Annotated in this window: 39 protein-coding genes; 3 read left to right on the top strand and 36 right to left on the bottom strand. The window is 44.7% G+C overall.

Annotated elements, in window-relative coordinates; translation table 11 throughout:
• Nucleotides 1–156 precede the first annotated feature (156 nt).
• From bamJ to VHA01S_RS00930, 3 genes are all read left to right on the top strand, one after another.
• The gene (gene bamJ / locus VHA01S_RS00940; RefSeq protein WP_039969907.1) at nt 157–777 is read left to right on the top strand and encodes a BamJ family beta-barrel-assembly machinery protein; all 621 of its coding nucleotides are present in this window, start codon (nt 157–159) and stop codon (nt 775–777) included.
• Between the two features lie 157 nt (nt 778–934).
• The gene (locus tag VHA01S_RS00935) at nt 935–2,203 is read left to right on the top strand and encodes an O-acetylhomoserine aminocarboxypropyltransferase/cysteine synthase family protein (protein WP_023402477.1); all 1,269 of its coding nucleotides are present in this window, start codon (nt 935–937) and stop codon (nt 2,201–2,203) included.
• A 143-nt stretch (nt 2,204–2,346) separates the two neighbouring features.
• Nucleotides 2,347–2,838, top strand: a complete 492-nt coding sequence (locus tag VHA01S_RS00930) for a DUF2780 domain-containing protein (protein WP_023402476.1) — start codon at nt 2,347–2,349, stop codon at nt 2,836–2,838.
• 99 nt (nt 2,839–2,937) lie between these two features.
• On the opposite strand, the gene rplQ is transcribed toward VHA01S_RS00930, so the two are convergent.
• From rplQ to VHA01S_RS00750, 36 genes are all read right to left on the bottom strand, one after another.
• Nucleotides 2,938–3,318: a 50S ribosomal protein L17 gene (rplQ, locus tag VHA01S_RS00925; RefSeq protein ID WP_021712504.1), complete on the bottom strand. Its 381-nt coding sequence runs from the start codon at nt 3,316–3,318 to the stop codon at nt 2,938–2,940.
• 26 nt (nt 3,319–3,344) lie between these two features.
• Nucleotides 3,345–4,337, bottom strand: coding sequence for a DNA-directed RNA polymerase subunit alpha (locus VHA01S_RS00920; protein ID WP_023402475.1), 993 nt, complete (start codon nt 4,335–4,337; stop codon nt 3,345–3,347).
• Between the two features lie 24 nt (nt 4,338–4,361).
• Nucleotides 4,362–4,982, bottom strand: a complete 621-nt coding sequence (gene rpsD / locus VHA01S_RS00915; RefSeq protein ID WP_021712506.1) for a 30S ribosomal protein S4 — start codon at nt 4,980–4,982, stop codon at nt 4,362–4,364.
• Nucleotides 4,983–5,013: 31 nt separating this feature from the next.
• On the bottom strand, nt 5,014–5,403 hold the full coding sequence (gene rpsK, locus VHA01S_RS00910) for a 30S ribosomal protein S11 (RefSeq protein ID WP_004398450.1): 390 nt from the start codon (nt 5,401–5,403) through the stop codon (nt 5,014–5,016).
• Nucleotides 5,404–5,421: 18 nt separating this feature from the next.
• Nucleotides 5,422–5,778 carry a 30S ribosomal protein S13 gene (rpsM, locus tag VHA01S_RS00905; RefSeq protein WP_021712507.1) on the bottom strand — a complete coding sequence of 119 codons (357 nt, stop codon included), beginning with the start codon at nt 5,776–5,778 and terminating at the stop codon, nt 5,422–5,424.
• A 147-nt stretch (nt 5,779–5,925) separates the two neighbouring features.
• Nucleotides 5,926–6,039: a 50S ribosomal protein L36 gene (rpmJ, locus tag VHA01S_RS00900; protein WP_039969906.1), complete on the bottom strand. Its 114-nt coding sequence runs from the start codon at nt 6,037–6,039 to the stop codon at nt 5,926–5,928.
• A gap of 39 nt (nt 6,040–6,078) precedes the next feature.
• Nucleotides 6,079–7,413 (bottom strand): preprotein translocase subunit SecY, encoded by a 1,335-nt coding sequence (gene secY / locus VHA01S_RS00895; protein WP_023402474.1) that lies wholly within the window; start codon nt 7,411–7,413, stop codon nt 6,079–6,081.
• 20 nt (nt 7,414–7,433) lie between these two features.
• On the bottom strand, nt 7,434–7,868 hold the full coding sequence (gene rplO / locus VHA01S_RS00890) for a 50S ribosomal protein L15 (protein ID WP_021712509.1): 435 nt from the start codon (nt 7,866–7,868) through the stop codon (nt 7,434–7,436).
• Between the two features lie 5 nt (nt 7,869–7,873).
• Nucleotides 7,874–8,050, bottom strand: coding sequence for a 50S ribosomal protein L30 (gene rpmD / locus VHA01S_RS00885; protein WP_021712510.1), 177 nt, complete (start codon nt 8,048–8,050; stop codon nt 7,874–7,876).
• A 5-nt stretch (nt 8,051–8,055) separates the two neighbouring features.
• A complete protein-coding gene (gene rpsE, locus VHA01S_RS00880) occupies nt 8,056–8,556 on the bottom strand; it encodes a 30S ribosomal protein S5 (protein WP_021712511.1) in 501 nt (166 codons plus the stop codon).
• A gap of 14 nt (nt 8,557–8,570) precedes the next feature.
• Nucleotides 8,571–8,924 carry a 50S ribosomal protein L18 gene (gene rplR, locus VHA01S_RS00875; protein ID WP_021712512.1) on the bottom strand — a complete coding sequence of 118 codons (354 nt, stop codon included), beginning with the start codon at nt 8,922–8,924 and terminating at the stop codon, nt 8,571–8,573.
• Nucleotides 8,925–8,933: 9 nt separating this feature from the next.
• Nucleotides 8,934–9,467 (bottom strand): 50S ribosomal protein L6, encoded by a 534-nt coding sequence (rplF, locus tag VHA01S_RS00870; RefSeq protein ID WP_023402473.1) that lies wholly within the window; start codon nt 9,465–9,467, stop codon nt 8,934–8,936.
• Between the two features lie 10 nt (nt 9,468–9,477).
• Nucleotides 9,478–9,870 carry a 30S ribosomal protein S8 gene (gene rpsH, locus VHA01S_RS00865; protein ID WP_021712514.1) on the bottom strand — a complete coding sequence of 131 codons (393 nt, stop codon included), beginning with the start codon at nt 9,868–9,870 and terminating at the stop codon, nt 9,478–9,480.
• A 29-nt stretch (nt 9,871–9,899) separates the two neighbouring features.
• Nucleotides 9,900–10,205, bottom strand: a complete 306-nt coding sequence (rpsN, locus tag VHA01S_RS00860; RefSeq protein ID WP_017029090.1) for a 30S ribosomal protein S14 — start codon at nt 10,203–10,205, stop codon at nt 9,900–9,902.
• Nucleotides 10,206–10,222: 17 nt separating this feature from the next.
• Entirely contained in the window at nt 10,223–10,762 is a 540-nt protein-coding gene (gene rplE, locus VHA01S_RS00855; RefSeq protein ID WP_023402472.1) for a 50S ribosomal protein L5, read from the bottom strand.
• Nucleotides 10,763–10,786: 24 nt separating this feature from the next.
• Nucleotides 10,787–11,104, bottom strand: coding sequence for a 50S ribosomal protein L24 (rplX, locus tag VHA01S_RS00850; protein WP_023402471.1), 318 nt, complete (start codon nt 11,102–11,104; stop codon nt 10,787–10,789).
• An 11-nt stretch (nt 11,105–11,115) separates the two neighbouring features.
• Nucleotides 11,116–11,487, bottom strand: coding sequence for a 50S ribosomal protein L14 (gene rplN, locus VHA01S_RS00845; protein ID WP_006075569.1), 372 nt, complete (start codon nt 11,485–11,487; stop codon nt 11,116–11,118).
• Nucleotides 11,488–11,651: 164 nt separating this feature from the next.
• Nucleotides 11,652–11,906, bottom strand: a complete 255-nt coding sequence (gene rpsQ, locus VHA01S_RS00840) for a 30S ribosomal protein S17 (protein WP_023402470.1) — start codon at nt 11,904–11,906, stop codon at nt 11,652–11,654.
• Nucleotides 11,906–12,097, bottom strand: a complete 192-nt coding sequence (gene rpmC / locus VHA01S_RS00835; RefSeq protein ID WP_021712518.1) for a 50S ribosomal protein L29 — start codon at nt 12,095–12,097, stop codon at nt 11,906–11,908. The genes rpsQ and rpmC overlap by 1 nt, the downstream gene beginning before the upstream one ends.
• Nucleotides 12,097–12,507, bottom strand: coding sequence for a 50S ribosomal protein L16 (rplP, locus tag VHA01S_RS00830; protein ID WP_017029096.1), 411 nt, complete (start codon nt 12,505–12,507; stop codon nt 12,097–12,099). The genes rpmC and rplP overlap by 1 nt, the downstream gene beginning before the upstream one ends.
• Before the next feature lie 11 nt (nt 12,508–12,518).
• On the bottom strand, nt 12,519–13,217 hold the full coding sequence (gene rpsC / locus VHA01S_RS00825) for a 30S ribosomal protein S3 (RefSeq protein ID WP_023402469.1): 699 nt from the start codon (nt 13,215–13,217) through the stop codon (nt 12,519–12,521).
• Nucleotides 13,218–13,233: 16 nt separating this feature from the next.
• A complete protein-coding gene (gene rplV, locus VHA01S_RS00820; protein WP_021712519.1) occupies nt 13,234–13,566 on the bottom strand; it encodes a 50S ribosomal protein L22 in 333 nt (110 codons plus the stop codon).
• A gap of 10 nt (nt 13,567–13,576) precedes the next feature.
• Nucleotides 13,577–13,855 carry a 30S ribosomal protein S19 gene (rpsS, locus tag VHA01S_RS00815; RefSeq protein WP_004736729.1) on the bottom strand — a complete coding sequence of 93 codons (279 nt, stop codon included), beginning with the start codon at nt 13,853–13,855 and terminating at the stop codon, nt 13,577–13,579.
• A 19-nt stretch (nt 13,856–13,874) separates the two neighbouring features.
• Nucleotides 13,875–14,699, bottom strand: a complete 825-nt coding sequence (gene rplB / locus VHA01S_RS00810) for a 50S ribosomal protein L2 (RefSeq protein WP_023402468.1) — start codon at nt 14,697–14,699, stop codon at nt 13,875–13,877.
• Nucleotides 14,700–14,714: 15 nt separating this feature from the next.
• Entirely contained in the window at nt 14,715–15,017 is a 303-nt protein-coding gene (gene rplW, locus VHA01S_RS00805) for a 50S ribosomal protein L23 (RefSeq protein WP_017029101.1), read from the bottom strand.
• Complete coding sequence (gene rplD / locus VHA01S_RS00800) at nt 15,014–15,616, bottom strand: 50S ribosomal protein L4 (RefSeq protein ID WP_023402467.1); 603 nt, start codon at nt 15,614–15,616, stop codon at nt 15,014–15,016. The genes rplW and rplD overlap by 4 nt, the downstream gene beginning before the upstream one ends.
• 16 nt (nt 15,617–15,632) lie before the next feature.
• Nucleotides 15,633–16,262: a 50S ribosomal protein L3 gene (gene rplC / locus VHA01S_RS00795; RefSeq protein ID WP_023402466.1), complete on the bottom strand. Its 630-nt coding sequence runs from the start codon at nt 16,260–16,262 to the stop codon at nt 15,633–15,635.
• 14 nt (nt 16,263–16,276) lie between these two features.
• On the bottom strand, nt 16,277–16,588 hold the full coding sequence (gene rpsJ / locus VHA01S_RS00790) for a 30S ribosomal protein S10 (protein WP_001181007.1): 312 nt from the start codon (nt 16,586–16,588) through the stop codon (nt 16,277–16,279).
• A gap of 462 nt (nt 16,589–17,050) precedes the next feature.
• Nucleotides 17,051–18,235 carry an elongation factor Tu gene (gene tuf, locus VHA01S_RS00785; protein ID WP_023402465.1) on the bottom strand — a complete coding sequence of 395 codons (1,185 nt, stop codon included), beginning with the start codon at nt 18,233–18,235 and terminating at the stop codon, nt 17,051–17,053.
• 150 nt (nt 18,236–18,385) lie between these two features.
• On the bottom strand, nt 18,386–20,479 hold the full coding sequence (fusA, locus tag VHA01S_RS00780) for an elongation factor G (protein WP_023402464.1): 2,094 nt from the start codon (nt 20,477–20,479) through the stop codon (nt 18,386–18,388).
• A gap of 139 nt (nt 20,480–20,618) precedes the next feature.
• On the bottom strand, nt 20,619–21,089 hold the full coding sequence (gene rpsG, locus VHA01S_RS00775; protein ID WP_023402463.1) for a 30S ribosomal protein S7: 471 nt from the start codon (nt 21,087–21,089) through the stop codon (nt 20,619–20,621).
• Nucleotides 21,090–21,203: 114 nt separating this feature from the next.
• Nucleotides 21,204–21,578, bottom strand: a complete 375-nt coding sequence (rpsL, locus tag VHA01S_RS00770) for a 30S ribosomal protein S12 (protein ID WP_004399892.1) — start codon at nt 21,576–21,578, stop codon at nt 21,204–21,206.
• Between the two features lie 194 nt (nt 21,579–21,772).
• On the bottom strand, nt 21,773–22,048 hold the full coding sequence (gene tusB / locus VHA01S_RS00765) for a sulfurtransferase complex subunit TusB (protein WP_023402462.1): 276 nt from the start codon (nt 22,046–22,048) through the stop codon (nt 21,773–21,775).
• A gap of 3 nt (nt 22,049–22,051) precedes the next feature.
• Nucleotides 22,052–22,408, bottom strand: a complete 357-nt coding sequence (gene tusC / locus VHA01S_RS00760; protein ID WP_023402461.1) for a sulfurtransferase complex subunit TusC — start codon at nt 22,406–22,408, stop codon at nt 22,052–22,054.
• Complete coding sequence (gene tusD / locus VHA01S_RS00755; protein ID WP_023402460.1) at nt 22,405–22,797, bottom strand: sulfurtransferase complex subunit TusD; 393 nt, start codon at nt 22,795–22,797, stop codon at nt 22,405–22,407. The genes tusC and tusD overlap by 4 nt, the downstream gene beginning before the upstream one ends.
• Nucleotide 22,798: 1 nt before the next feature.
• Nucleotides 22,799–23,512: a helix-turn-helix transcriptional regulator gene (locus VHA01S_RS00750; protein ID WP_023402459.1), complete on the bottom strand. Its 714-nt coding sequence runs from the start codon at nt 23,510–23,512 to the stop codon at nt 22,799–22,801.
• Nucleotides 23,513–23,621: the final 109 nt, after the last annotated feature.

Raw genomic sequence — 23,621 nt, 5'->3', positions numbered from 1 at the left:
GGCTTAATTAACCAATTTGAGAGCAAAATTTAGGCCTAGGTTTAATTTTTCTACATTATTTGACCACTATCGAATATCAGACCTTAGCAACAATTTTCAACTTCAATCAGAACTGGTATGCTTGCGCCTTTATATCAAAAACTGAGAGAGACAACTATGTCTGAAGTTCAATTAGAAACTGTAGAGCAAAAAGCTAGCTACGGTATCGGTCTACAAATGGGTCAGCAACTGGCTGGCAGTGGTCTTGAAGGCCTAAACGTTGACGCAATCGCGGCAGGTATCGCAACAGCATTGACTGGCGGCATGCCAGCAATCGAAGTTGATGAAATCAACAACGCTCTTCAAGAACTTCACACTCGCGTAGAAGCTGCACGTGCTGAACAAGCTAAAGTTGCTGCTGCTGATGGCGAAGCATTCCTAGCTGACAACGCTCTTCGTTCAGAAGTGACTGTTCTTGAGTCTGGTCTTCAATACGAAGTACTGACTGAAGGTACTGGTGAAGTTCCAACATCTGAAGCACAAGTACGTGTTCACTACCACGGTGAGCTAACTGACGGAACTGTATTTGACAGCTCTGTATCTCGCGGTCAACCAGCTGAGTTCCCTGTAACTGGCGTTATCAAAGGCTGGGTTGAAGCACTGCAACTAATGCCTGTTGGTTCTAAGTGGAAACTGTACATCCCACAAGATCTTGCATACGGTGAGCGTGGCGCTGGCGCTGCAATCCCTCCGTTCGCAGCTCTAGTATTTGAAGTAGAACTACTGGACATCCTGTAATTCTCGCATAGCTATTGTTTTATAAAGGCTTTTTCTTCGGAGAAAGCCTTTTTTTATATCTGCTTAATATCAAAAACTTGTTATCTCTGCCCTTGCGAACCCATAGTAAAACATGGCATCTTAATTCTAATTTCGCTCACAAGGACAGGAAGAACCAATGAAAGACGAAACTCTTGCAATACATCATGGCTATGAAACGGACCCAACCACTAAATCATGTGCCACTCCAATCTATCAAACTGTCGCCTATGAATTTGACGATGCTCAACATGGCGCTGATTTATTTGATTTAGCCGTTCCTGGTAATATCTACACTCGTATCATGAACCCAACCAATGATGTATTAGAAAAGCGTATGGCGGCCCTGGAAGGCGGTATTGCAGGTCTAGCGGTAAGTGCAGGCAGCTCTGCAATCCACTACGCGGTGCTTACCCTCGCGCAAGCGGGTGACAATATTGTTTCGACACCTCAGCTATACGGCGGCACTTACACCCTGTTTGCTCATATGTTCCCAAGCTTAGGTATCCAAGTAAAATTTGCCGCTGACGATAAGCCTGAGACACTGGCTGCGTTAATTGATGACAAAACGAAAGCGGTATATTGCGAATCTATCGGTAACCCTGCCGGTAATATTGTGGATATCGAAGGCATCGCCACTGCCGCACACGCCAAAGGCGTACCTGTCATTGTGGATAATACCGTTGCCACACCCGCAGTATGTAAGCCAATCCAATACGGCGCTGATATCGTAGTGCACTCGCTGACTAAATATGTAGGCGGACATGGTACAACTTTAGGCGGCATGATCATCGACTCAGGTAAATTCCCTTGGGCAGAGCACAAAGAACGTTTCGCTGTATTGAATCAGCCGGAACCTTCTTACCATGGCGTAGTATATGCTGAAGCCTTTGGTGAAGCTGCATTCATCGGCCGTGCACGCACAGTACCTTTGCGTAATACCGGTTCAGCATTATCACCAATGAATGCCTTCATGTTGATGCAAGGTCTAGAAACCTTATCACTGCGTATGGAGCGTCACTGTGAGAATGCGATTAAGGTGGCTACCTACTTGCAAAACCATCCAAAAGTTAGCTGGGTGAGCTATGCAGGCCTACCTGACTCACCTTTCTATGAACTCGCACAAAAATATATGCAAGGTAAGCCATCTAGCATCCTTTCGTTTGGCTTAAAAGACGGCTACGAAGCTGGGGTGAAGTTTTATGATGCGCTACAAATATTTAAACGCTTAGTAAACATTGGTGATGCTAAGTCATTAGCCTGTCATCCGGCTTCCACCACTCACCGCCAATTAACTGAGCAAGAGCAGAAGAATGCGGGCGTAGCGCCTGAAATGATTCGCTTGTCGGTTGGCATTGAGCACATTGACGATATTCTTGCCGATCTTGAGCAAGCATTGAATCAATAACCACGAATTGGTTTTCAACTAATGATACGACGGCGCTTAGGCGCCGTTTTTTATTGCCAGTTCCGAGCAAAGCTATCAATCCTTTCCTAGACTTAAAGCAATTCATATCAGTATGAAGAACTTTAAATTACGAGGGATTGGAAATGAAGGGAATAGCTGTATCAACCTTAATCAGCGCTTTGGTGCTAAGTACGCCAAGTTATGCATTCTTTGGCTTTGGCTCAGATGACGATGAAGATAAGAAAACTGACATGTCTGCGCTTACCGGACAAATCTCGCAACAGCTAAACTCAGCGCAAAGCACACCACTTACAGATCTACTGAGTAGCCAACTGGACGTCACGCCAACACAAGCGGCAGGTGGTGCCGGCGCACTATTATCTTTAGCTCAAACTCAGCTATCTGATGATAATGCCAGTGAGTTAAGCTCGCTTATTCCGGGGCTAAGTAGCTTTACAGGATCTACCGGATTGACCTCAATGATCACCAATATGGATTCGGTGAAGAGTACCTTTGAAAGTTTAGGGCTTGATCCTTCATTAGTATCTCAGTTTGCACCGGTTATTTTGCAATACCTGACTTCTGAAGGTGCCAGTAGTGGCTTATTAGGTTCGTTGTCGAGTTTATGGGGATAGTTGATAAAGCAGCGTGAAGATAAAATTTATCGAATAGCCAAATAGCAGATACAAAAAAGCCGAGCATAAATGCTCGGCTTTTTAGTTCTAACTGAACTATTACTCAGCAGCTTCTTCAGCAACTGGACGATCTACAAGCTCAATGAATGCCATTGGTGCTTTATCGCCAGTACGGAAACCAGCTTTTAGGATACGAGTGTAACCGCCTTGACGGGCAGCAAAACGTGGACCTAGTTCGTTAAATAGTTTTGCCACAACTTCGTTATCACGAGTGCGAGCAAATGCAAGACGACGGTTAGCAACACTGTCAGTCTTAGCTAATGTAATCAAAGGCTCAACTACGCGACGTAGCTCTTTTGCTTTTGGCAATGTAGTCTTGATAACTTCATGACGTACAAGAGAGCTAGCCATATTGCTGAACATCGCTTTGCGATGTGAGCTGTTGCGGTTGAGTTGACGACCACTCTTACGATGGCGCATGACCTAATCCTTCTAACTAATATCGGTTAATCTTCAGCGATTGACGCTGGTGGCCAGTTTTCTAGGCGCATGCCTAGAGACAAGCCGCGAGAAGCAAGCACGTCCTTAATCTCAGTAAGTGATTTCTTACCAAGGCTAGGGGTTTTAAGAAGCTCTACTTCAGTACGCTGAACAAGATCACCGATGTAGTGAATCGCTTCTGCTTTTAGACAGTTTGCAGAGCGAACTGTTAGCTCAAGATCGTCTACAGGACGAAGTAGGATAGGATCGAACTCCGGCTTCTCTTCGATTGGTTCTTGAACACGTACATCACGAAGATCTACGAAAGCATCCAATTGTTCAGCAAGTATAGTTGCTGCACGACGGATTGCCTCTTCTGGCTCAAGAGTGCCATTCGTTTCCATATCGATAACAAGCTTATCCAAGTCAGTACGTTGTTCTACACGTGCCGCTTCTACAGCGTAGGCAATTTTGTCTACTGGGCTGTAAGTTGCGTCAACAAGTAGACGACCGATTGGGCGCTCATCTTCTTCAGTATGGATGCGAGATGAAGCTGGAACATAACCACGACCACGTTCAACTTTGATACGCATAGCGATATCAGCGTTGTCATCGGTTAGATGACAAATAACGTGCTCTGGGTTAGCGATCTCTACATCACCATCGTGGGTGATGTCACCTGCAACCACAGGGCCTGAGCCTGATTTGTTCAGTGTAATAAACACGTCATCTTTGCCTTCCGCTACGCGTACAGCCAAACCTTTAAGGTTCAGTAGGATTTCAAGAATGTCTTCTTGAACGCCTTCTTTAGTGCTGTATTCGTGTAGCACACCTTCAATCTCAACTTCTGTTACGGCACAACCCGGCATAGAAGATAAAAGAATACGGCGAAGTGCATTACCAAGAGTATGGCCAAAACCACGCTCTAATGGCTCAAGAGTTACTTTTGCGTGTGTCGTATTGATCTGTTCGATATCAACAAGACGTGGCTTAAGAAATTCTGTTACAGAACCCTGCATTGTGTCCTCTCTTTAGTTTAAACCTTACTTAGAGTAAAGTTCGACGATCAGGTGTTCGTTGATGTCAGCAGACAGATCAGAACGTTCTGGTAAACGTTTGAATGTGCCTTCCATTTTGCTGCCATCTACTTCAATCCAAATTGACTTTTCACGTTGTTCAGCAACTTCTAGAGCGGCTTTAATGCGAGATTGCGTTTTAGCTTTCTCACGAATTGAAACAACGTCATTTGCCGCTACTTTGAATGAAGGAACGTTAACAACTTTACCGTTAACTAGGATAGCTTTGTGGCTAACTAGTTGACGTGCTTCTGCGCGAGTTGCGCCAAAGCCCATGCGGTAAACTACGTTATCTAAACGACCTTCTAGAAGCTGAAGCAGGTTTTCACCTGTGTTGCCTTTAAGGCGTGCAGCTTCTTTGTAGTAGTTACGGAATTGTTTTTCTAAAACGCCGTAGATACGACGAACTTTTTGCTTCTCACGAAGCTGAACGCCATATTCAGATAGACGACCGCGACGAGCGCCGTGTACACCTGGTGCGTTATCAATTTTACACTTGGTATCGATCGCGCGGACACCAGACTTAAGGAATAAGTCAGTACCTTCACGACGGCTAAGCTTCAGCTTAGGACCCAAATATCTAGCCATGTTCTTTCTCCAATATTCCTAAAAACGAAACTTAAACGCGACGTTTCTTAGGTGGACGACAACCGTTATGAGGGATCGGAGTTGCATCAACGATGTTAGTGATGCGGTATCCAGCAGCGTTTAGTGCACGGATAGTTGACTCACGACCTGGACCTGGGCCCTTAACCATAACTTCCAAGTTCTTTAGGCCATATTCTTTAGCCATTTCGCCAGCGCGCTCTGCTGCAACCTGAGCTGCGAACGGAGTTGACTTACGAGAACCACGGAAACCTGAACCACCTGCAGTAGCCCAAGCTAGTGCGTTACCTTGACGGTCAGTAATGGTCACGATTGTGTTGTTGAAAGAAGCATGAATGTGCGCTACGCCATCAGCTACTTGCTTGCGAACGCGTTTACGTGCGCGAGTTGGTTGTTTTGCCATTGTACTCTACCCTTCCGACTATTTCTTGATCGGCTTACGCGGACCCTTACGGGTGCGAGCGTTGGTTTTAGTACGCTGTCCACGTAGTGGTAGACTGCGACGATGACGAAGACCACGGTAACAGCCAAGGTCCATAAGACGCTTGATGTTCATTGATACTTCACGGCGTAGATCACCTTCTACAGTGTATTTAGCTACACCATCACGCAGTTGATTGATCTGATCTTCAGTTAGTTCACTGATCTTAACATTTTCAGCAATACCCACTTCAGCTAAAATAGCTTGAGAACGAGTCTTACCGATGCCGAAGATTGCAGTTAATGCAATCACAGCATGCTTATGATCAGGAATGTTAATGCCTGCTATACGGGCCACTATTCACTCCTAGTACTTATGTAAAGAATTATCCGCAGCAGAGCCCGTCTAGGATACGCTGCGGCATACTACTTCTTTTGCACGCAAAAGGTAGGCCGAGGAATATACTCGAACCTACCCAATTTTTCAAGTAAAAACTTCTGCTAATTAGCCTTGGCGTTGTTTATGCTTTGGCTCACTGCAGATCACACGCACAACACCGTTGCGCTTGATGATCTTACAGTTACGGCAGATTTTTTTAACGGAAGCACGAACTTTCATTGCTAAACTCCGTAAATGAAATCTGGAACTACAACCGAATTAACGGCCATAACCCTTCAGATTTGCTTTCTTCAACACAGAATCATACTGTTGTGACATCAGATGAGTCTGTACCTGTGCCATGAAATCCATGATTACAACAACTACGATTAGTAGTGATGTACCGCCAAAGTAGAAACGTACGTTCCACATGACCATCATGAACTCGGGAATCAGACAGATAAAGGTAATATATAGAGCACCTGCAAGGGTTAGTCTAGTCATTACTTTATCAATGTATCTAGCTGTCTGCTCTCCTGGGCGGATGCCGGGTACGAAAGCACCAGACTTCTTCAAGTTATCTGCTGTCTCACGCGGGTTGAATACCAACGCCGTGTAGAAGAAACAGAAAAAGATAATCGCTGACGCATAAAGCATAACATATAGCGGCTGACCTGGGCTTAATGCTAGTGACACATCAGTTAACCAACCGAATGTCGCACTTTCGCCGTTCTGACCGAACCACTGTGCTAATGTTCCTGGGAACAAAATAATACTTGATGCGAAAATTGCAGGGATTACACCAGCCATGTTTATTTTCAATGGTAGGTGTGAACTCTGCGCTGCATATACCTTACGACCTTGTTGACGCTTGGCGTAGTTAACGACGATACGACGCTGACCACGTTCCATGAATACAACAAAGTAGATAACAGCAAATGCAATTACTGCGATTAACAGTAGAAGAAGCACGTGCAATTCACCTTGACGCGCCTGCTCAATTGTAGACCCGATTGCTTTAGGCAATCCTGCAACAATACCTGCAAAGATGATTAACGATATACCGTTACCAATTCCGCGCTCTGTAATTTGTTCACCTAACCACATTAAGAACATGGTGCCGGTTACTAAACTTACGGTTGCAATCAGGGTGAACATGGTTTGGTTGATAACAACCAGATTGTCGACCATATTCGGTAAGCCTGTTGCTATACCTATAGCTTGGAATGTTGCAAGTACGAGCGTGCCGTAACGTGTGTACTGACTTATCTTACGACGGCCAGCCTCACCCTCTTTCTTTAGCTCAGCTAAAGCAGGGTGAACAACAGTTAGCAATTGGACCACAATCGATGCCGAAATATACGGCATGATACCAAGGGCCAAGATAGATGCACGCGAAAGTGCACCACCGGAGAACATGTTGAACATTTCAACGATGGTACCTTGTTGCTGGTCTAACAGTTGGGCAAGTACAGCCGCGTCAATACCAGGGATCGGCACAAAAGAACCCGCACGAAACACCAACAAGGCACCTATTACGAATAACAGGCGTGTTTTCAATTCCGATACGCCACTTTTTGCACTACTAAAATCTTGTCCTGGTTTTTTAGCCATCTGTACCTTTCCCTCGAAGATTATTCTTCGATTTTACCGCCGGCAGCTTCAATAGCAGCTTTAGCGCCTTTAGTTACGCGAAGACCTTTAACAGTCACAGCTTTGTTAATTTCACCAGAAAGAACAACTTTTACAAATTCGATGTTCTTAGTGATTACGTTAGCAGCTTTAAGGCTGTTTAGATCTACAACGTCACCAGTTACTTTCGCTAGCTCAGCTAGACGAACTTCAGCAGACACTAGGCTCTTACGAGAAGTGAAGCCGAACTTAGGTAGACGCTGTTTCAAAGGCATTTGACCGCCTTCAAAACCTGGACGAACACTGCCGCCAGAGCGTGACTTTTGACCTTTGTGGCCACGGCCACCTGTTTTACCAAGGCCAGAACCGATACCACGGCCTACGCGCTTCTTAGAAGGCTTAGAACCAGCAGCCGGTGATAGAGTATTCAAACGCATTCTGATTACTCCTCAACTTTAACCATGTAGTAAACCTTGTTGATCATGCCGCGAATTGCAGGCGTGTCTTCAAGTTCTACCGTATGGTTGATGCGACGAAGGCCTAGACCACGTAAGCACAATTTGTGCTTAGGTAGACGACCGATTGAGCTTTTAGTTTGAGTTACTTTGATAGTTGCCATGGTGCTTACTCCGAAATATTTTCAACAGTTAGACCACGTTTAGCTGCAATCATCTCTGGAGATTTCATGCCGCTTAAACCATCAATAGTCGCGCGAACTACGTTGATAGGGTTTGTTGAACCGTATGCTTTCGCAAGTACGTTTCGAACACCTACAACTTCTAGTACTGCACGCATCGCACCGCCGGCGATGATACCAGTACCTTCCGCAGCTGGCTGCATGTATACTTTAGAGCCAGTGTGACGACCTTTCACCGCGTGGTGAAGAGTACCTTCATTAAGCGCGATCGTAACCATGTTACGACGAGCTTTTTCCATTGCTTTTTGAATCGCTGCAGGTACTTCACGAGCTTTGCCGTAACCGAAACCTATGCGACCGTTACCGTCACCAACTACTGTTAGTGCAGTAAAACTAAAGATTCGACCACCTTTAACCGTTTTAGCAACACGGTTAACGGCGATTAATTTTTCCGCCAAATCTGAAGCTTGTTGTTGTTCTTTAGCCATCGATCAACCCTACCTTAGAATTTCAGACCAGCTTCGCGAGCAGAATCTGCTAGCGCCGCTACTCGACCGTGGTATTGGAAACCAGAACGATCGAAAGCAACATTTGAAATGCCTTTTTCGATAGCGCGCTCAGCAATAGCTTTACCTACAGCTTTAGCAGCGTCAACGTTACCAGTGTTCTTAACTTGCTCACGGATCGCTTTTTCTACAGTAGAAGCAGCTGCGATAACCTCAGAGCCGTTTGGTGCAATAACCTGTGCATACACATGACGAGGAGTACGGTGTACTACTAGACGGTTCACACGAAGTTCAGCAATCTTACGACGTGCACGTGTAGCACGACGGATGCGAGATGCTTTCTTATCCATAGTGTTACCTTACTTCTTCTTAGCTTCTTTGGTACGCACATATTCATCTGCGTAACGAACACCTTTACCTTTATAAGGTTCAGGCTCACGGTAAGAACGAATGTTAGCCGCTGTTTGACCAACTAGTTGCTTATCAGCACCAGTTAGAACAATTTCAGTTTGGCTAGGACATTCGGCTTTAATACCCGCTGGCACTTCGTGCTCAACTGGGTGAGAGAAACCTAGAGTCAAGTTTACAGCGTTGCCTTTGATAGCAGCACGGTAACCAACACCCTTAAGAACTAGTTTCTTAGTAAAGCCTTCAGTAACACCAACAACCATGTTGTTTACAAGTGCACGCGCAGTACCAGCTTGTGCCCAAGCACCAGCTACACCTTCACGTGGACCGAAAGTTAGGTTGTTCTCTTCCTGAGAAATTACTACTGCGTTGTTGAAAACGCGAGAAAGTTCACCCTTAGGGCCTTTCACAGTAACTTCTTGACCATTAATCTTCACCTCTACTCCAGCTGGAATAGCGACAGGTGCTTTAGCAACACGAGACATATTCTACTCCTTAAGCTACGTAGCAGATGATCTCACCACCAAGACCCGCTTTGCGAGCGGCGCGGTCAGACATAAGACCTTTGGAAGTGGACACTACAGCAATACCCAAACCACCCATCACTGAAGGAAGGCTGTCTTTATTTTTATAGACACGCAGACCTGGACGAGAAACACGTTGGATTTGCTCGATTACTGGTTTTGCTTGGAAGTACTTAAGAGTAACTTCTAGCTCTGGTTTTGCTCCGCTTTCAACAGCGAAGTCTGTGATGTAACCTTCGTTTTTTAGCAAAGTAGCGATTGCAACTTTAAGCTTTGAAGAAGGCATTTTTACAGCAACTTTATTTGCTGACTGACCGTTACGAATGCGGGTCAGCATATCCGAAATCGGATCTTGCATGCTCATACGATTTACTCCAAATGATTAAGTGGCAATTACCAGCTAGCCTTACGAAGACCCGGAATCTCGCCTTTCATGCAAGCTTCACGAACCTTAATACGGCTTAGACCGAACTTACGTAGGTAACCGTGTGGACGACCAGTTTGGTTGCAACGGTTACGCTGACGAGATGCACTTGAATCACGTGGTAGAGATTGTAGTTTTAGAACTGCATCCCAACGCTCTTCTTCAGATGCGTTAACATCACTAATAGTGATTTTAAGCGCACGACGCTTTTCAGCGAATTTTGCTACTAGCTTAGCACGTTTAGTTTCGCGTGCTTTCATAGATTGTTTAGCCATAACAGTAACCCTTCACCTTACTTACGGAATGGGAAGTTAAAGGCAGCCAGCAGAGCTCGGCCTTCCTCATCGGTGCTCGCAGAAGTCGTGATAGTAATATCAAGACCACGAACGCGATCAACTTTATCAAAGTCGATTTCCGGGAAGATGATTTGCTCGCGAACGCCCATGCTGTAGTTACCGCGTCCGTCAAAAGACTTAGCGCTAACACCACGGAAGTCACGTACACGTGGTAGAGCGATGTTAATCAAACGCTCCAAGAAATCCCACATACGTTCGCCACGCAAGGTTACTTTACAACCGATTGGGTAGCCTTCGCGGATTTTAAAACCAGCAACAGATTTACGCGCTTTAGTGATTAGTGGCTTTTGACCAGAGATCGTTGCCATATCAGAAGCTGCGTTTTCTAGAAGCTTTTTATCGTTGATTGCTTCACCCACACCCATATTAAGGGTGATCTTATCGATTCTAGGGACTTGCATGACGCTTGTGTAGCTGAACTCTTTGGTAAGTTCAGCGACTACAGACGACTTGTAGTAATCATGCAGTTTCGCCATAGTTCACTCCAAATTACTCTATTCTTAGTTAGAAACGGTTTCGCCGTTAGACTTGAAGAAGCGAACCTTCTTGCCATCTTCGAAACGGAAACCGATACGGTCTGCTTTACCTGTAGCTGCGTTGTAGACTGCAATGTTTGAAGCATCAATTGCTGCTTCTTGCTCTACGATACCACCTTGAACATTCATAGCCGGTACAGGCTTCTGATGTTTCTTAACAAGGTTGATACCTTCAACGATAACTTTACCAGTTGTCAGAACCTTAGTTACTTTACCTTTCTTGCCTTTATCTTTACCAGCAAGAACGATTACTTCGTCATCACGACGGATTTTAGCTGCCATTTTACTGCTCCTTATAGTACTTCTGGAGCCAGTGAAACAATCTTCATGAATTTCGCATTACGAAGTTCACGAGTCACTGGGCCAAAGATACGAGTGCCGACTGGTTGCTCAGTAGTGTCGTTCAACAATACACAAGCATTACGGTCGAAGCGAATGACAGAACCGTCTGGACGACGTACGCCTTTACGAGTGCGCACAACAACCGCCTTCAGTACATCACCTTTTTTTACTTTACCGCGAGGAATTGCTTCCTTAACAGTAACTTTGATGATATCACCGATATGTGCATAACGACGGTGTGAGCCACCCAGAACCTTAATACACATTACCTTGCGCGCGCCAGAGTTATCTGCAGCGTCAAGTGTACTTTGCATTTGGATCATTGTTAGTGCTCCGCTAAATATTAAAAACTAGACCCTCTCGGGTCGGGCTGCCTCTTTAAAGGGATGCGAATTGTAACACCCTTTTACCCAATTGGGTAGGCAAAAAATAAGCGGCTCCCAAAAAATCCTGGAAGCCGCTTTAAGTTGTTAAAAACTAACGAAAATTAAACTTTCGCTTTTTTTACAACTTTTACCAAAGTCCAAGATTTAGTCTTAGACAGTGGACGACACTCTTGAATTTCAACGGTATCGCCTAGGCTACACTCGTTGTTTTCATCATGTGCGTGGATCTTAGTCGTGCGCTTTACGAACTTGCCGTAAATAGGGTGTTTAACCATGCGCTCGATAGCAACAACAATAGACTTATCGCCTTTGTCACTTACGATACGACCAAGTGAAGTACGGATTTTGTCGCTCATTATGCGCCTGCCTTCTCAGTCAATATGGTTTTAACACGTGCGATATCACGACGTACAGCTTTAAGAGTATGTGTTTGCTGTAGTTGACCAGTCGCAGCTTGCATGCGCAAGTTGAACTGTTCACGTAGCAAATTCAATAGCTCAGCGTTAAGTTCTTCAACGCTCTTTTCACGTAGCTCTTGTGCTTTCATTACATCACCTGCTTAGTTACAAATGTTGTTTTGATAGGCAGTTTACGTGCCGCTAGGCGGAACGCTTCACGTGCCAACTCTTCAGGTACGCCATTCATTTCGTACATAACCTTGCCAGGTTGGATTTGAGCAACCCAGTACTCAACGTTACCTTTACCTTTACCTTGACGAACTTCAAGAGGTTTTTCAGTAATCGGTTTGTCTGGGAAGATACGAATCCAAATTTGACCTTGACGTTTAACATGACGTGTCATAGCACGACGTGCCGCTTCGATTTGACGAGCAGTAATACGTCCACGACCAACAGCTTTAAGACCGAATTCGCCGAAGCTTACTTCAGTACCTTTAGCTAGGCCACGGTTACGACCAGTCTGAACCTTACGGAACTTAGTACGTTTAGGTTGTAGCATCTGTCGACTCCTTACTTACGGCCTTTACGCTGCTTCTTAGGCTTGTCAGCCTTTGGCTCTACTGCATTAGCAGCTGGCATACCGCCTAGGATTTCACCTTTGAAGATCCAGACTTTAATGCCGATCACACCGTATTGGGTGTGAGCCGAAGAAGTTGCGTAATCGATGTCAGCACGAAGGGTATGTAGTGGCACACGGCCTTCACGGTACCATTCAGTACGCGCGATTTCAGCACCGCCAAGACGGCCGCTTACTTCTACTTTGATACCTTTAGCGCCAAGACGCATTGCGTTTTGTACCGCGCGCTTCATAGCACGACGGAACATAACACGACGCTCTAGCTGAGACGCGATGCTATCAGCCACTAATTGACCATCTAGCTCAGGCTTACGTACTTCAGCGATGTTAATTTGCGCTGGTACACCTGCGATTTTAGCTACAGCTGTGCGTAGCTTCTCAACGTCTTCACCTTTCTTACCGATAACAACGCCAGGGCGAGCAGTGTGAATAGTCACACGAATGCTCTTAGCTGGACGTTCGATAACGATACGTGAAAGAGACGCTTTTGAAAGTTCCTTAGTAAGGAACTGACGTACCTTGAAGTCGCCGTCTAGGTTGTCAGCGAAATCTTTGGTATTAGCAAACCATGTAGCATTCCAAGGCTTGACGATGCCAAGACGAATACCATTAGGATGTACTTTCTGACCCATTGCTTATCTCCTAGTCTTAAGCGTCTGCAACAACAATTGTGATGTGGCAAGAACGCTTCAAGATACGGTCGGCACGGCCTTTAGCACGAGGCATAATACGCTTCATGATAGGACCTTCATCTACGAAGATTTTAGCGACATTTAGATCGTCGATATCTGCACCTTCGTTATGCTCAGCGTTCGCGATTGCTGATTCAAGAACTTTCTTAACTAGCACAGCAGCTTTTTTGTTGCTGAAAGTTAGGATTTCTAGTGCTTGATCAACATTCTTGCCACGGATTTGGTCCGCAACAAGGCGAGCTTTCTGTGGAGAAATACGAGCAAAGTTATGTTTAGCTAAAGCTTCCATTATCTACTCCTTATTTCTTCTTGGCTTTCTTATCTGCAGCATGGCCGCGATAAGTACGAGTTGGCGCAAATTCGCCCAGTTTGTGACCGATCATTTCTTCGGTTACGAATACTGGTACGTGCTGACGACCATTATGGACAGCGATGGTCAAACCAATCATTGTTGGGATGATCATTGAACGACGGGACCAAGTCTTAATAGGCTTTTTGTCTCCGCTTTCCACCGCTTTCTCTACCTTCTTCAGCAAGTGCAGGTCAATAAAAGGACCTTTCTTGAGAGAACGTGGCATGGCGATTCCTCTTTATAGATTACTTGTTACGACGACGTACGATGTACTTGTCAGTGCGCTTGTTCTTACGAGTCTTAAAGCCTTTAGTAGGCTGACCCCAAGGTGATACTGGGTGACGACCACCAGAAGTACGACCTTCACCACCACCGTGTGGGTGATCTACCGGGTTCATTACAACACCACGTACGGTTGGACGTACGCCGCGCCAGCGTGAAGCACCAGCTTTACCTAGTTCACGTAGCATGTGCTCAGAGTTACCAACTTCACCGATCGTAGCACGACCCTCAGAAAGAACTTTGCGCATTTCACCTGAACGTAGGCGTAGAGTTACATATGCACCATCGCGAGCGATGATTTGTGCGTATGCACCTGCAGAACGAGCAATTTGTGCACCTTTACCAGGCTTAAGTTCAACACAGTGTACAGTTGAACCTACTGGGATGTTGCGCATCGGCAGAGTGTTACCTGCTTTGATTGGCGCATCAACACCAGACTGGATTGAATCTCCAGCTGAAATGCCTTTTGGTGCAATAATGTAGCGACGCTCACCGTCTGCGTACAGAACTAGAGCAATGTTTGCGCTACGGTTTGGATCGTATTCTAGACGCTCAACTTTCGCTGGGATGCCATCTTTAGTACGTTTAAAGTCAACTAGACGGTAGTGATGTTTGTGACCACCACCGATGTGACGTACTGTGATACGACCGTTGTTGTTACGACCACCATTCTTAGAGTTTTTCTCTAGAAGTGGAGCGTATGGCTTACCCTTGTGCAGGTCAGCGTTAACAACTTTAACTACGTGACGACGACCAGGGGAAGTCGGCTTACATTTAACAATAGCCATTCTTAACTACTCCTGTTATTCCGCACCGCCAACGAAGTCAAGATCTTGACCTTCTTTCAAGGTAACGTAAGCTTTTTTCACGTCTGAACGACGGCCTTCACGCATACCTTGACGTTTGGTCTTACCCTTAAGAACAAGAGTATTTACAGACTTAACTTCAACTTCAAATAGCTTTTCTACAGCTGCTTTGATCTCTTTTTTAGTTGCATCTTTTGCTACTTTGAAAACGATAGTGTTCGCTTTCTCTGCAGCCATAGTTGCTTTTTCAGAGATATGTGGAGCACGTAGAACTTTTAGTAGACGCTCTTCAGTGATCATGCCAGCATCTCCTCAACTTGCTTCACTGCATCAGCAGTAATTAGAACCTTGTCGAATGCAATTAGGCTTACTGGATCAATACCAGCTACGTCACGTGCATCAACTTTATAAAGGTTACGAGCAGCTAAGAATAGATTCTCATCTACTTCACTAGTCACGATTAGAACGTCGTTAAGCTCAAGATCTTTAAGCTTAGCTACTAGCTCTTTTGTTTTTGGTGCTTCTACTGAGAAGTTATCAACAACGATTAAACGCTCTTGACGAACAAGCTCAGAAAGAATGCTTTTCATAGCACCGCGATACATTTTTTTGTTTACTTTTTGGCTGTGATCCTGTGGTTTCGCAGCAAAAGTAACACCACCTGATCGCCAGATTGGGCTACGAATTGTACCAGCACGTGCACGGCCAGTACCTTTTTGACGCCATGGCTTAGCGCCACCGCCAGATACTTCAGAACGAGTCTTTTGAGCACGAGTACCTTGACGAGCACCTGCTGCATAAGCAACAACTACTTGGTGTACAAGAGCTTCGTTGAAGTCACGTCCGAAAGTAGTCTCGGAAACAGTTAGTGCATCAGCACCTTTAACCATCAATTCCATTACTTACTCCTAGACGTTATGCTTTAACAGCTGGTTTTACGATAACGTTGCCGCCGATTGAGCCTGGTACTGCACCTTTAATAAGAAGCAGATTGCGCTCAGCGTCAACACGTACGATCTCTAGGTTTTGAGTCGTTACACGCTCAGCACCCATGTGACCAGCCATTTTCTTGCCTTTAAATACGCGACCTGGAGTTTGACATTGGCCAATTGAACCTGGTGCGCGGTGAGACAAGGAGTTACCGTGAGTCATATCTTGAGTAGAGAAATTCCAACGCTTGATAGCGCCTTGGAAGCCTTTACCTTTAGAAGTACCAGTAACGTCTACTTTTTTTACTTCATTGAAAAGTTCTACGTTTAGCTCAGCGCCAACTTCAAACTCTTCACCGTTTTCTAAACGGAATTCCCAAAGACCGCGACCTGCTTCAACACCTGCTTTCGCAAAGTGACCAGCTTCGGCTTTATTAACGCGGTTAGCTTTCTTAGCACCAGCTGTAATCTGGATTGCAGAATAACCATCAGTATCAAGAGTACGAACTTGTGATACACGGTTGTTTTCTACTTCCACTACAGTTACTGGGATAGAAACGCCTTCTTCGGTAAATACGCGGGTCATACCCACTTTACGTCCGACTAGACCAATCATTCTTCTAATCTCCCTTAACCTAGGCTGATTTGAACATCAACACCAGCAGCAAGGTCTAGACGCATAAGAGCATCTACAGTCTTGTCAGTTGGTTCAACGATGTCGATCAAACGCTTGTGTGTACGAATTTCATACTGGTCACGTGCGTCTTTGTTAACGTGTGGAGAGATAAGAACAGTGAAACGTTCTTTACGAGTAGGTAGTGGAATAGGACCACGAACCTGCGCGCCGGTACGTTTTGCTGTTTCAACGATTTCCGCAGTTGAAGCATCGATTAGTTTATAATCGAAAGCTTTAAGGCGGATACGAATACGTTGGTTCTGCATGAGACAGAGCTCCAATTAATAATTAAATACACAAACAATATCGCCACTCACTCTTAAATTAATAAGGGAATGCCGATTGATTTATGTGAAACCGTAGCTTCCAAAATCAGGAAGCATTGTCAGCTAATTTTCGATTAACTTATAGCATAAAGCTAGTTTATTAATTGTATTAACCGCGAACATAAGCTGAGTATACGTTACCTAGGTTTCCCTAGCTCCTCAGTGCTCATTGGTTCACAACCGACTTAAGTCAGTGCGAAGGATTATACAGATCGTAGAGGGGGATGCAAGAGGTGAGCGAAAATTAATCGTAATTTACGTAAAGCCACTAGAGACTAGCACTAATATCCACCCTCCCCTGTACTGCCCTCACTATTTTTAGCATAAAAAAAGGGAAGCCTAAGCTTCCCTTTTAAATGCAGTTTCTTCTTATGAAGAAGTGTGCAAGATTTTAACTAAATATTAGTCAAAGATCTTAGCAACAACACCAGCACCAACAGTACGGCCACCTTCACGGATTGCGAAGCGTAGACCTTCGTCCATTGCGATTGGAGCGATTAGCTCAACAGTCATTTGAACGTTGTCACCTGGCATTACCATTTCTACGCCTTCAGGTAGAGTGATGTCGCCTGTTACGTCAGTTGTACGGAAGTAGAACTGTGGACGGTAACCTTTGAAGAAAGGAGTATGACGGCCGCCTTCATCTTTAGAAAGAACGTATACTTCTGACTCAAATTTAGTGTGTGGGTTGATAGAACCTTTAGCAGCAAGTACTTGGCCACGTTCAACGTCATCACGCTTAGTACCACGTAGTAGTGCACCAACGTTCTCACCAGCACGACCTTCGTCAAGCAGTTTACGGAACATTTCAACACCAGTACAAGTAGTAAGAGTAGTATCTTTGATACCAACGATTTCTACTTCGTCACCTACGCGTAGGATACCGCGCTCGATACGACCAGTAACAACAGTACCACGACCTTGAATTGAGAATACATCTTCAATTGGTAGTAGGAACGGTTGGTCAACAGCACGCTCTGGAAGTGGAATGTAAGAATCTAGTGCTTCTGCAAGCTCAACAATCTTGTCTTCCCACTGCTTCTCGCCGTTTAGTGCGCCAAGTGCAGAACCTTGGATTACTGGAAGATCATCTCCTGGGTATTCGTACTCAGAAAGAAGTTCACGAACTTCCATTTCTACTAGTTCAAGTAGCTCTTCGTCATCAACCATGTCACATTTGTTCATGAATACGATGATGTAAGGAATACCAACCTGACGACCAAGTAGGATGTGCTCACGAGTTTGAGGCATTGGACCATCAGTTGCAGCAACAACTAGGATACCACCATCCATTTGAGCAGCACCAGTGATCATGTTTTTAACATAATCGGCGTGTCCTGGACAGTCTACGTGTGCGTAGTGACGTTCTGGAGTATCGTACTCTACGTGAGAAGTAGCGATTGTGATACCGCGCTCACGCTCTTCTGGAGCATTATCGATAGATGCGAAGTCTTTAGCTTCACCACCGTATACTTTTGAAAGAGTAGTACAGATAGCTGCAGTTAGAGTTGTTTTACCGTGGTCAACGTGGCCGATAGTACCAACGTTTACGTGCGGTTTCGTACGTTCAAATTTTTCTTTAGACACGATCGTGTTCCTTCCTAGTTATGATTCGCCGCGACCGAACATAGTCGAGGCGCGCCAGAATTTGCTATTTTAAGCATCAAACGCCTTTAGCGCAATATTTAGGCGCACTGATTTGAAAAAATTCATCAGTTCTATTTAGCGCCTAAATGATTAACCACGCTCGGCAATAATAGCATCAGCCACATTCTTCGGCACTTCAGCGTACTCACTAAACTCCATAGAGTAAGAAGCACGGCCTTGTGTCGCTGAACGTAAGTCAGTTGAATAGCCAAACATGACAGACAATGGTACCTGCGCACGGACAACTTTGAGTCCAGCAGTTCCGTCTTCCATGCCTTCAATAATGCCGCGACGACGGTTTAAGTCACCTACTACACTACCCATCCAGTCTTCTGGCGTGGTTATTTCAACTTTCATCATTGGTTCAAGGAGAACTGGTTGTGCATCAAGTGCACCTTCCCTGAACGCCATTGAGGCAGCGATTCTAAACGCTATCTCACTTGAGTCGACATCATGGTAAGAACCATCAACTAAGGTCGCTTTGACATCCTGCATAGGATAGCCAGCAAGCACACCATTAATCATTTGCTCTTCGATACCTTTCGATACCGAACTGATGTATTCGCTAGGAACTACACCGTCCACAATATCGTTCACAAAAACAAAACCTTCGCCCGGTTCTGATGGCTCAAGCTCAAGCCATACGTGACCATACTGGTTACGTTCACCTTGACGAATAAATTTACCTTCAACCTTGGTTTTGCCACGAATTGCTTCGCGGTAAGCAACCTGAGGGTTACCTACGTTACAACCAACGTTAAATTCACGCTTCATACGGTCAACGATGATATCTAAGTGAAGCTCACCCATACCAGAGATCAAGGTTTGACCCGTTTCGTTGTCCATTTCTACGTGGAAAGAAGGATCTTCTGCAGCTAACTTTTCTAAAGCAATGGCCATTTTATCTTGGTCTGCTTGAGATCTAGGTTCTACCACAATTTGAATTACAGGGTCAGGAAATTCCATACGTTCTAGAATCACCTTGTGATTCTGATCGCACAATGTATCACCTGTCGTCACATCTTTTAAGCCGATAACGGCCGCGATGTCACCTGCGTACACTTCTTTCACTTCTTCACGCTTGTTCGAGTGCATTTGTACAATACGACCAAGACGTTCTTTTTTCTCTTTAACTGAGTTGTAGACTGTTCCAGCCGATTTGACAACTCCAGAGTAAACGCGCATGAAGGTTAAAGTACCTACAAACGGGTCTGTTGCAATCTTAAATGCTAATGCAGAAAACGGTTCTTTATCATCGGCATGACGCTCAACAACATTTTCGTTTTCATCAACGCCTTGAATTGCGGGTACATCAACAGGTGATGGTAAGAAATCAACAACTGCATCAAGTACTGCTTGAACACCCTTGTTTTTAAAGGCACTACCACAAGTTGCAAGTACAATTTCGTTGTTAAGAGTACGAATACGTAGACCTTGTTTGATCTCTGCTTCCGTTAACTCACCTTCTTCAAGGTACTTATCCATCAGCTCTTCATTAGCTTCAGCGGCTGCTTCAACTAAGTTAGTACGCCATTCTTCTGCGCTTTCAAGCATATCAGCAGGGACATCTTCATAAGAGAAAGACATACCTTGATCAGCTTCATTCCAGCTGATGCGCTTCATCTTGATCAGGTCTACAACACCTGCAAATTCATCTTCAGCACCAATATTCAATTGAATAGGCACTGGAGTTGCACCAAGACGCTCTTCAATTTGGTCAACAACGCGCAGGAAGTCAGCGCCTGTACGGTCCATTTTGTTAACGAACACTAAACGAGGAACATGGTACTTATCTGCTTGACGCCAAACTGTCTCAGATTGAGGCTCAACACCCGATGCGCCACAGAAAACGACAACGGCACCATCAAGTACACGCAATGAGCGTTCTACTTCGATAGTAAAGTCAACGTGTCCAGGGGTATCGATAATGTTGATGCGATGATCTTGGAATTGAGCTTCCATACCGCGCCAAAAGGTGGTGGTCGCCGCAGAAGTGATAGTAATACCACGTTCTTGCTCTTGCTCCATCCAGTCCATGATAGCTGCGCCGTCATGAACCTCACCAATTTTATGAGAGAGACCGGTATAGAATAGAATACGCTCACTTGTGGTTGTTTTACCTGCATCTACGTGAGCTACGATACCGATATTACGGTAGCGCTCAATAGGAGTTTTACGAGCCACGATTCTATCCTCTTATTAGGGACTATTAATGTTTTAAAAATATAGGCTTTTAAAATATGAATAGACCCTATTTTTCCTTTCTGAAAAATAGAGAAATGCAGCGAGCAAGGCTCGCTGCATTAAAGGTCTTACCGAGGGATTACCAGCGGTAGTGAGCAAACGCTTTGTTAGCGTCAGCCATGCGGTGAACGTCTTCACGTTTCTTAACCGCAGTACCTTTGTTCTCAGACGCATCTAGCATTTCAGCAGCTAGGCGTTGAGCCATAGATTTTTCACCACGCTTGCGCGCAGCTTCAACCAACCAACGCATAGCAAGTGCGTTACGGCGAACCGGACGTACTTCTACAGGTACTTGGTAAGTTGAACCACCTACACGGCGAGATTTAACTTCTACCGCTGGGCGAACATTTTCAAGAGCTTCTTCAAATACAGCTAAGTGGTCTTTACCAGACTTCTCAGCCATAACTTCTAGTGCAGTGTAAACAATTTTTTCTGCAGTAGATTTTTTTCCGTCAACCATAAGGATGTTAACGAATTTTGCCAGCAATTCAGATTTGAACTTAGGATCTGGAAGGATCTTACGCTGACCAATAACGCGACGACGTGGCATAGGAATTTCTCCGTTGTCTTCTTCAGGTTATCCAAAACTTTACAGTTTCTTCAAAATTAATATGTAATTTTAATGTTTGGCCTTACTTAACGCTTCTTTATAACAAGAAGGGCATTAAGACTTAGGACGCTTCACACCGTACTTAGAACGACCTTGTTTACGGTCATTTACGCCTGCACAGTCAAGTGCACCACGAACAGTGTGGTAACGTACACCAGGAAGGTCTTTAACACGACCGCCACGGATAAGAACAACACTGTGCTCTTGAAGGTTGTGACCTTCACCGCCGATGTACGAAGTCACTTCAAAGCCGTTCGTTAGACGAACACGGCAAACCTTACGAAGTGCTGAGTTAGGTTTTTTTGGTGTAGTTGTGTAAACACGAGTACATACACCACGTTTTTGTGGGCACGCTTCTAGTGCAGGCACGTTGCTTTTAACAACTTGCTTTGCACGTGGCTTGCGTACCAACTGGTTAATAGTTGCCATTAACTAGCTCCTGATTACTTAAAATAAGCTTTGTGAAAAATCTAAGCCCTATCACACTAGTGCAATTAGGGACGCGAAATTCTATTCGGGGACGGGAGGGGTGTCAAGAAATATACAGATCTTTTTTAACATCTGAGCCGATCCGCGACAGATCGATACTATATTCGCTATCTAGAATCGTTTTTAGGGGGTATTTACCAAGTTAAGGATTTACTGTGCTCTGCTGTAAGGTCAACAAAACCGGCAAAATCGACACATTCAATATGTGTCGCACACACCGCTTCTAATCCTCTTGCGCTCACGTCAGGCTGCAAAGCCTTAAGCGTCACTTGCTTAGGCAAACAAGCGTGCAATTTGTGCTTAGGATTGATGGCATACACGGCCTCTTCAACCAGTAATATGCTGTCTTTTTCTAGCACATACGAAGATAGAGTCTCTACAAAGTGCAAACGAGTTACTATGTGCAACATAATTTAAAACCTTAATACCACATCACAAGCGGCCAGTTTTTGGGCAATTTCAGTACCGCTGAGTAACTGCGCATCCAAAAATAAGTCATCCGCAGAAAAGCCAAAGTCATTAAGGCTAGCGTCACAGACAAACAAATCTTCTATCTCATATAAATCCAGCAGTCGAAATGCTGAGATATAGTCGCGACTCAATATCGATTGCGGTTGTTGATGCTTTAATAGCTGACTGACACCATCACCAATAAAAAACAGTGACAGATTTTCGCTGTATGCTGAAGTTGCTAAAACCGCATCAAGTGCTTCACGCCCAGCAGCTGTAGTGTGTGGTGAGGTCGTAAATACAAAGGCAATACTTTTCAAAACTGCACTACCCTATCCTGACTCAGTAACGATTCGGCTAAACTGCCTAATCCAGACTGTTCAAAACCATCGGCAAGATTAGATTGCGCCAATTGGTGTTGCTCGGCTTCTTGTTGCCCGACCATACCTCTGCGCAAGGCTGCCGCTACACATGTTTGCAATAACACCCCATGCTCTGCTGCCAACTGCTGCCACGCCGAAACCAAATCAAATTCATCATTAGCAGGCACAGTTAAACCGTTGCCGTTTGTGACGCCTTGTTGGTAAAAGAAAACATTCACTAAACGGTGGCCTTTGTTGATCAGAGCTTTGGCAAACTGATAAGCATTCAAACTTGACTGCTCACCATATACCTCACCATTCACCACTAAGGTGTACGTTAAGCTCAAATTACTCGTCCTCAGTCTTACGCTGACGAATATACAAATACACTGTATGTTTCGAGATATTCAAACGATCGGCCACACTACTGATAGCATCTTTTATATCAAAGATACCTTTGTCATACAGTTCCATGACGATTTGACGGTTTTTAGTGTTATTCGACACCATCTTATCCGCATTCACTTCATCAATGGTGCGTTCAACGGTTTGATCCACCAGCTCTTCAACATCACTGGCAAAATTCACTGACGAAGCCGCAGCTTGTGCTTCTTCAGTTGGCATAAATGAAGTCAGCACTTGCGAGAAAGGAGCATCTAAATTGACATTGATACAAAGAAGCCCAATCACTCGGTTATCGCCATTGCGAATCGCCACAGTAATCGATTTCATTAATACCCCACCTTTGGCGCGAGTAAAGTATGAGCGAGAGAAGTTTCTTTCTGAACCTTCAATGTCTTTTAACATTTTAAGGGCAAGAACTGTAATTGGAGAACCTACCTGACGGCCAGTATTTTCGCCATTGGCTATGCGTATAGCCGAGGTATTAAGATCTTCTAACGAGTGCAGAACGATCTCACAAAACTGTCCTATCAAACTGGCAATACCATCAACTACTGCTTCATACGAGCGCAGGATGATCTTGTCGTGCTCTGTAAAAGGTTTGATATCAACAGAATCCAGCTCTAATAGCGATTCAGCATCAATAATTTCAGTGTTCACGTATCTATCCAGTTAATAATTCAAATAATAAGTTAAAGTTTATCAGATTATTTGAAAAAAGAGAGAGCAACCTGAATTAACACATTAATATTCTGATCTAAATCATAAA

It is taken from the genome of Vibrio halioticoli NBRC 102217 (assembly GCF_000496695.1).
GTDB classification, from domain to species: Bacteria; Pseudomonadota; Gammaproteobacteria; order Enterobacterales; family Vibrionaceae; genus Vibrio; species Vibrio halioticoli.
The sequence above is the reverse complement of the archived record's forward strand: the minus strand, read 5'-3'. Positions and strand labels throughout refer to the sequence as shown.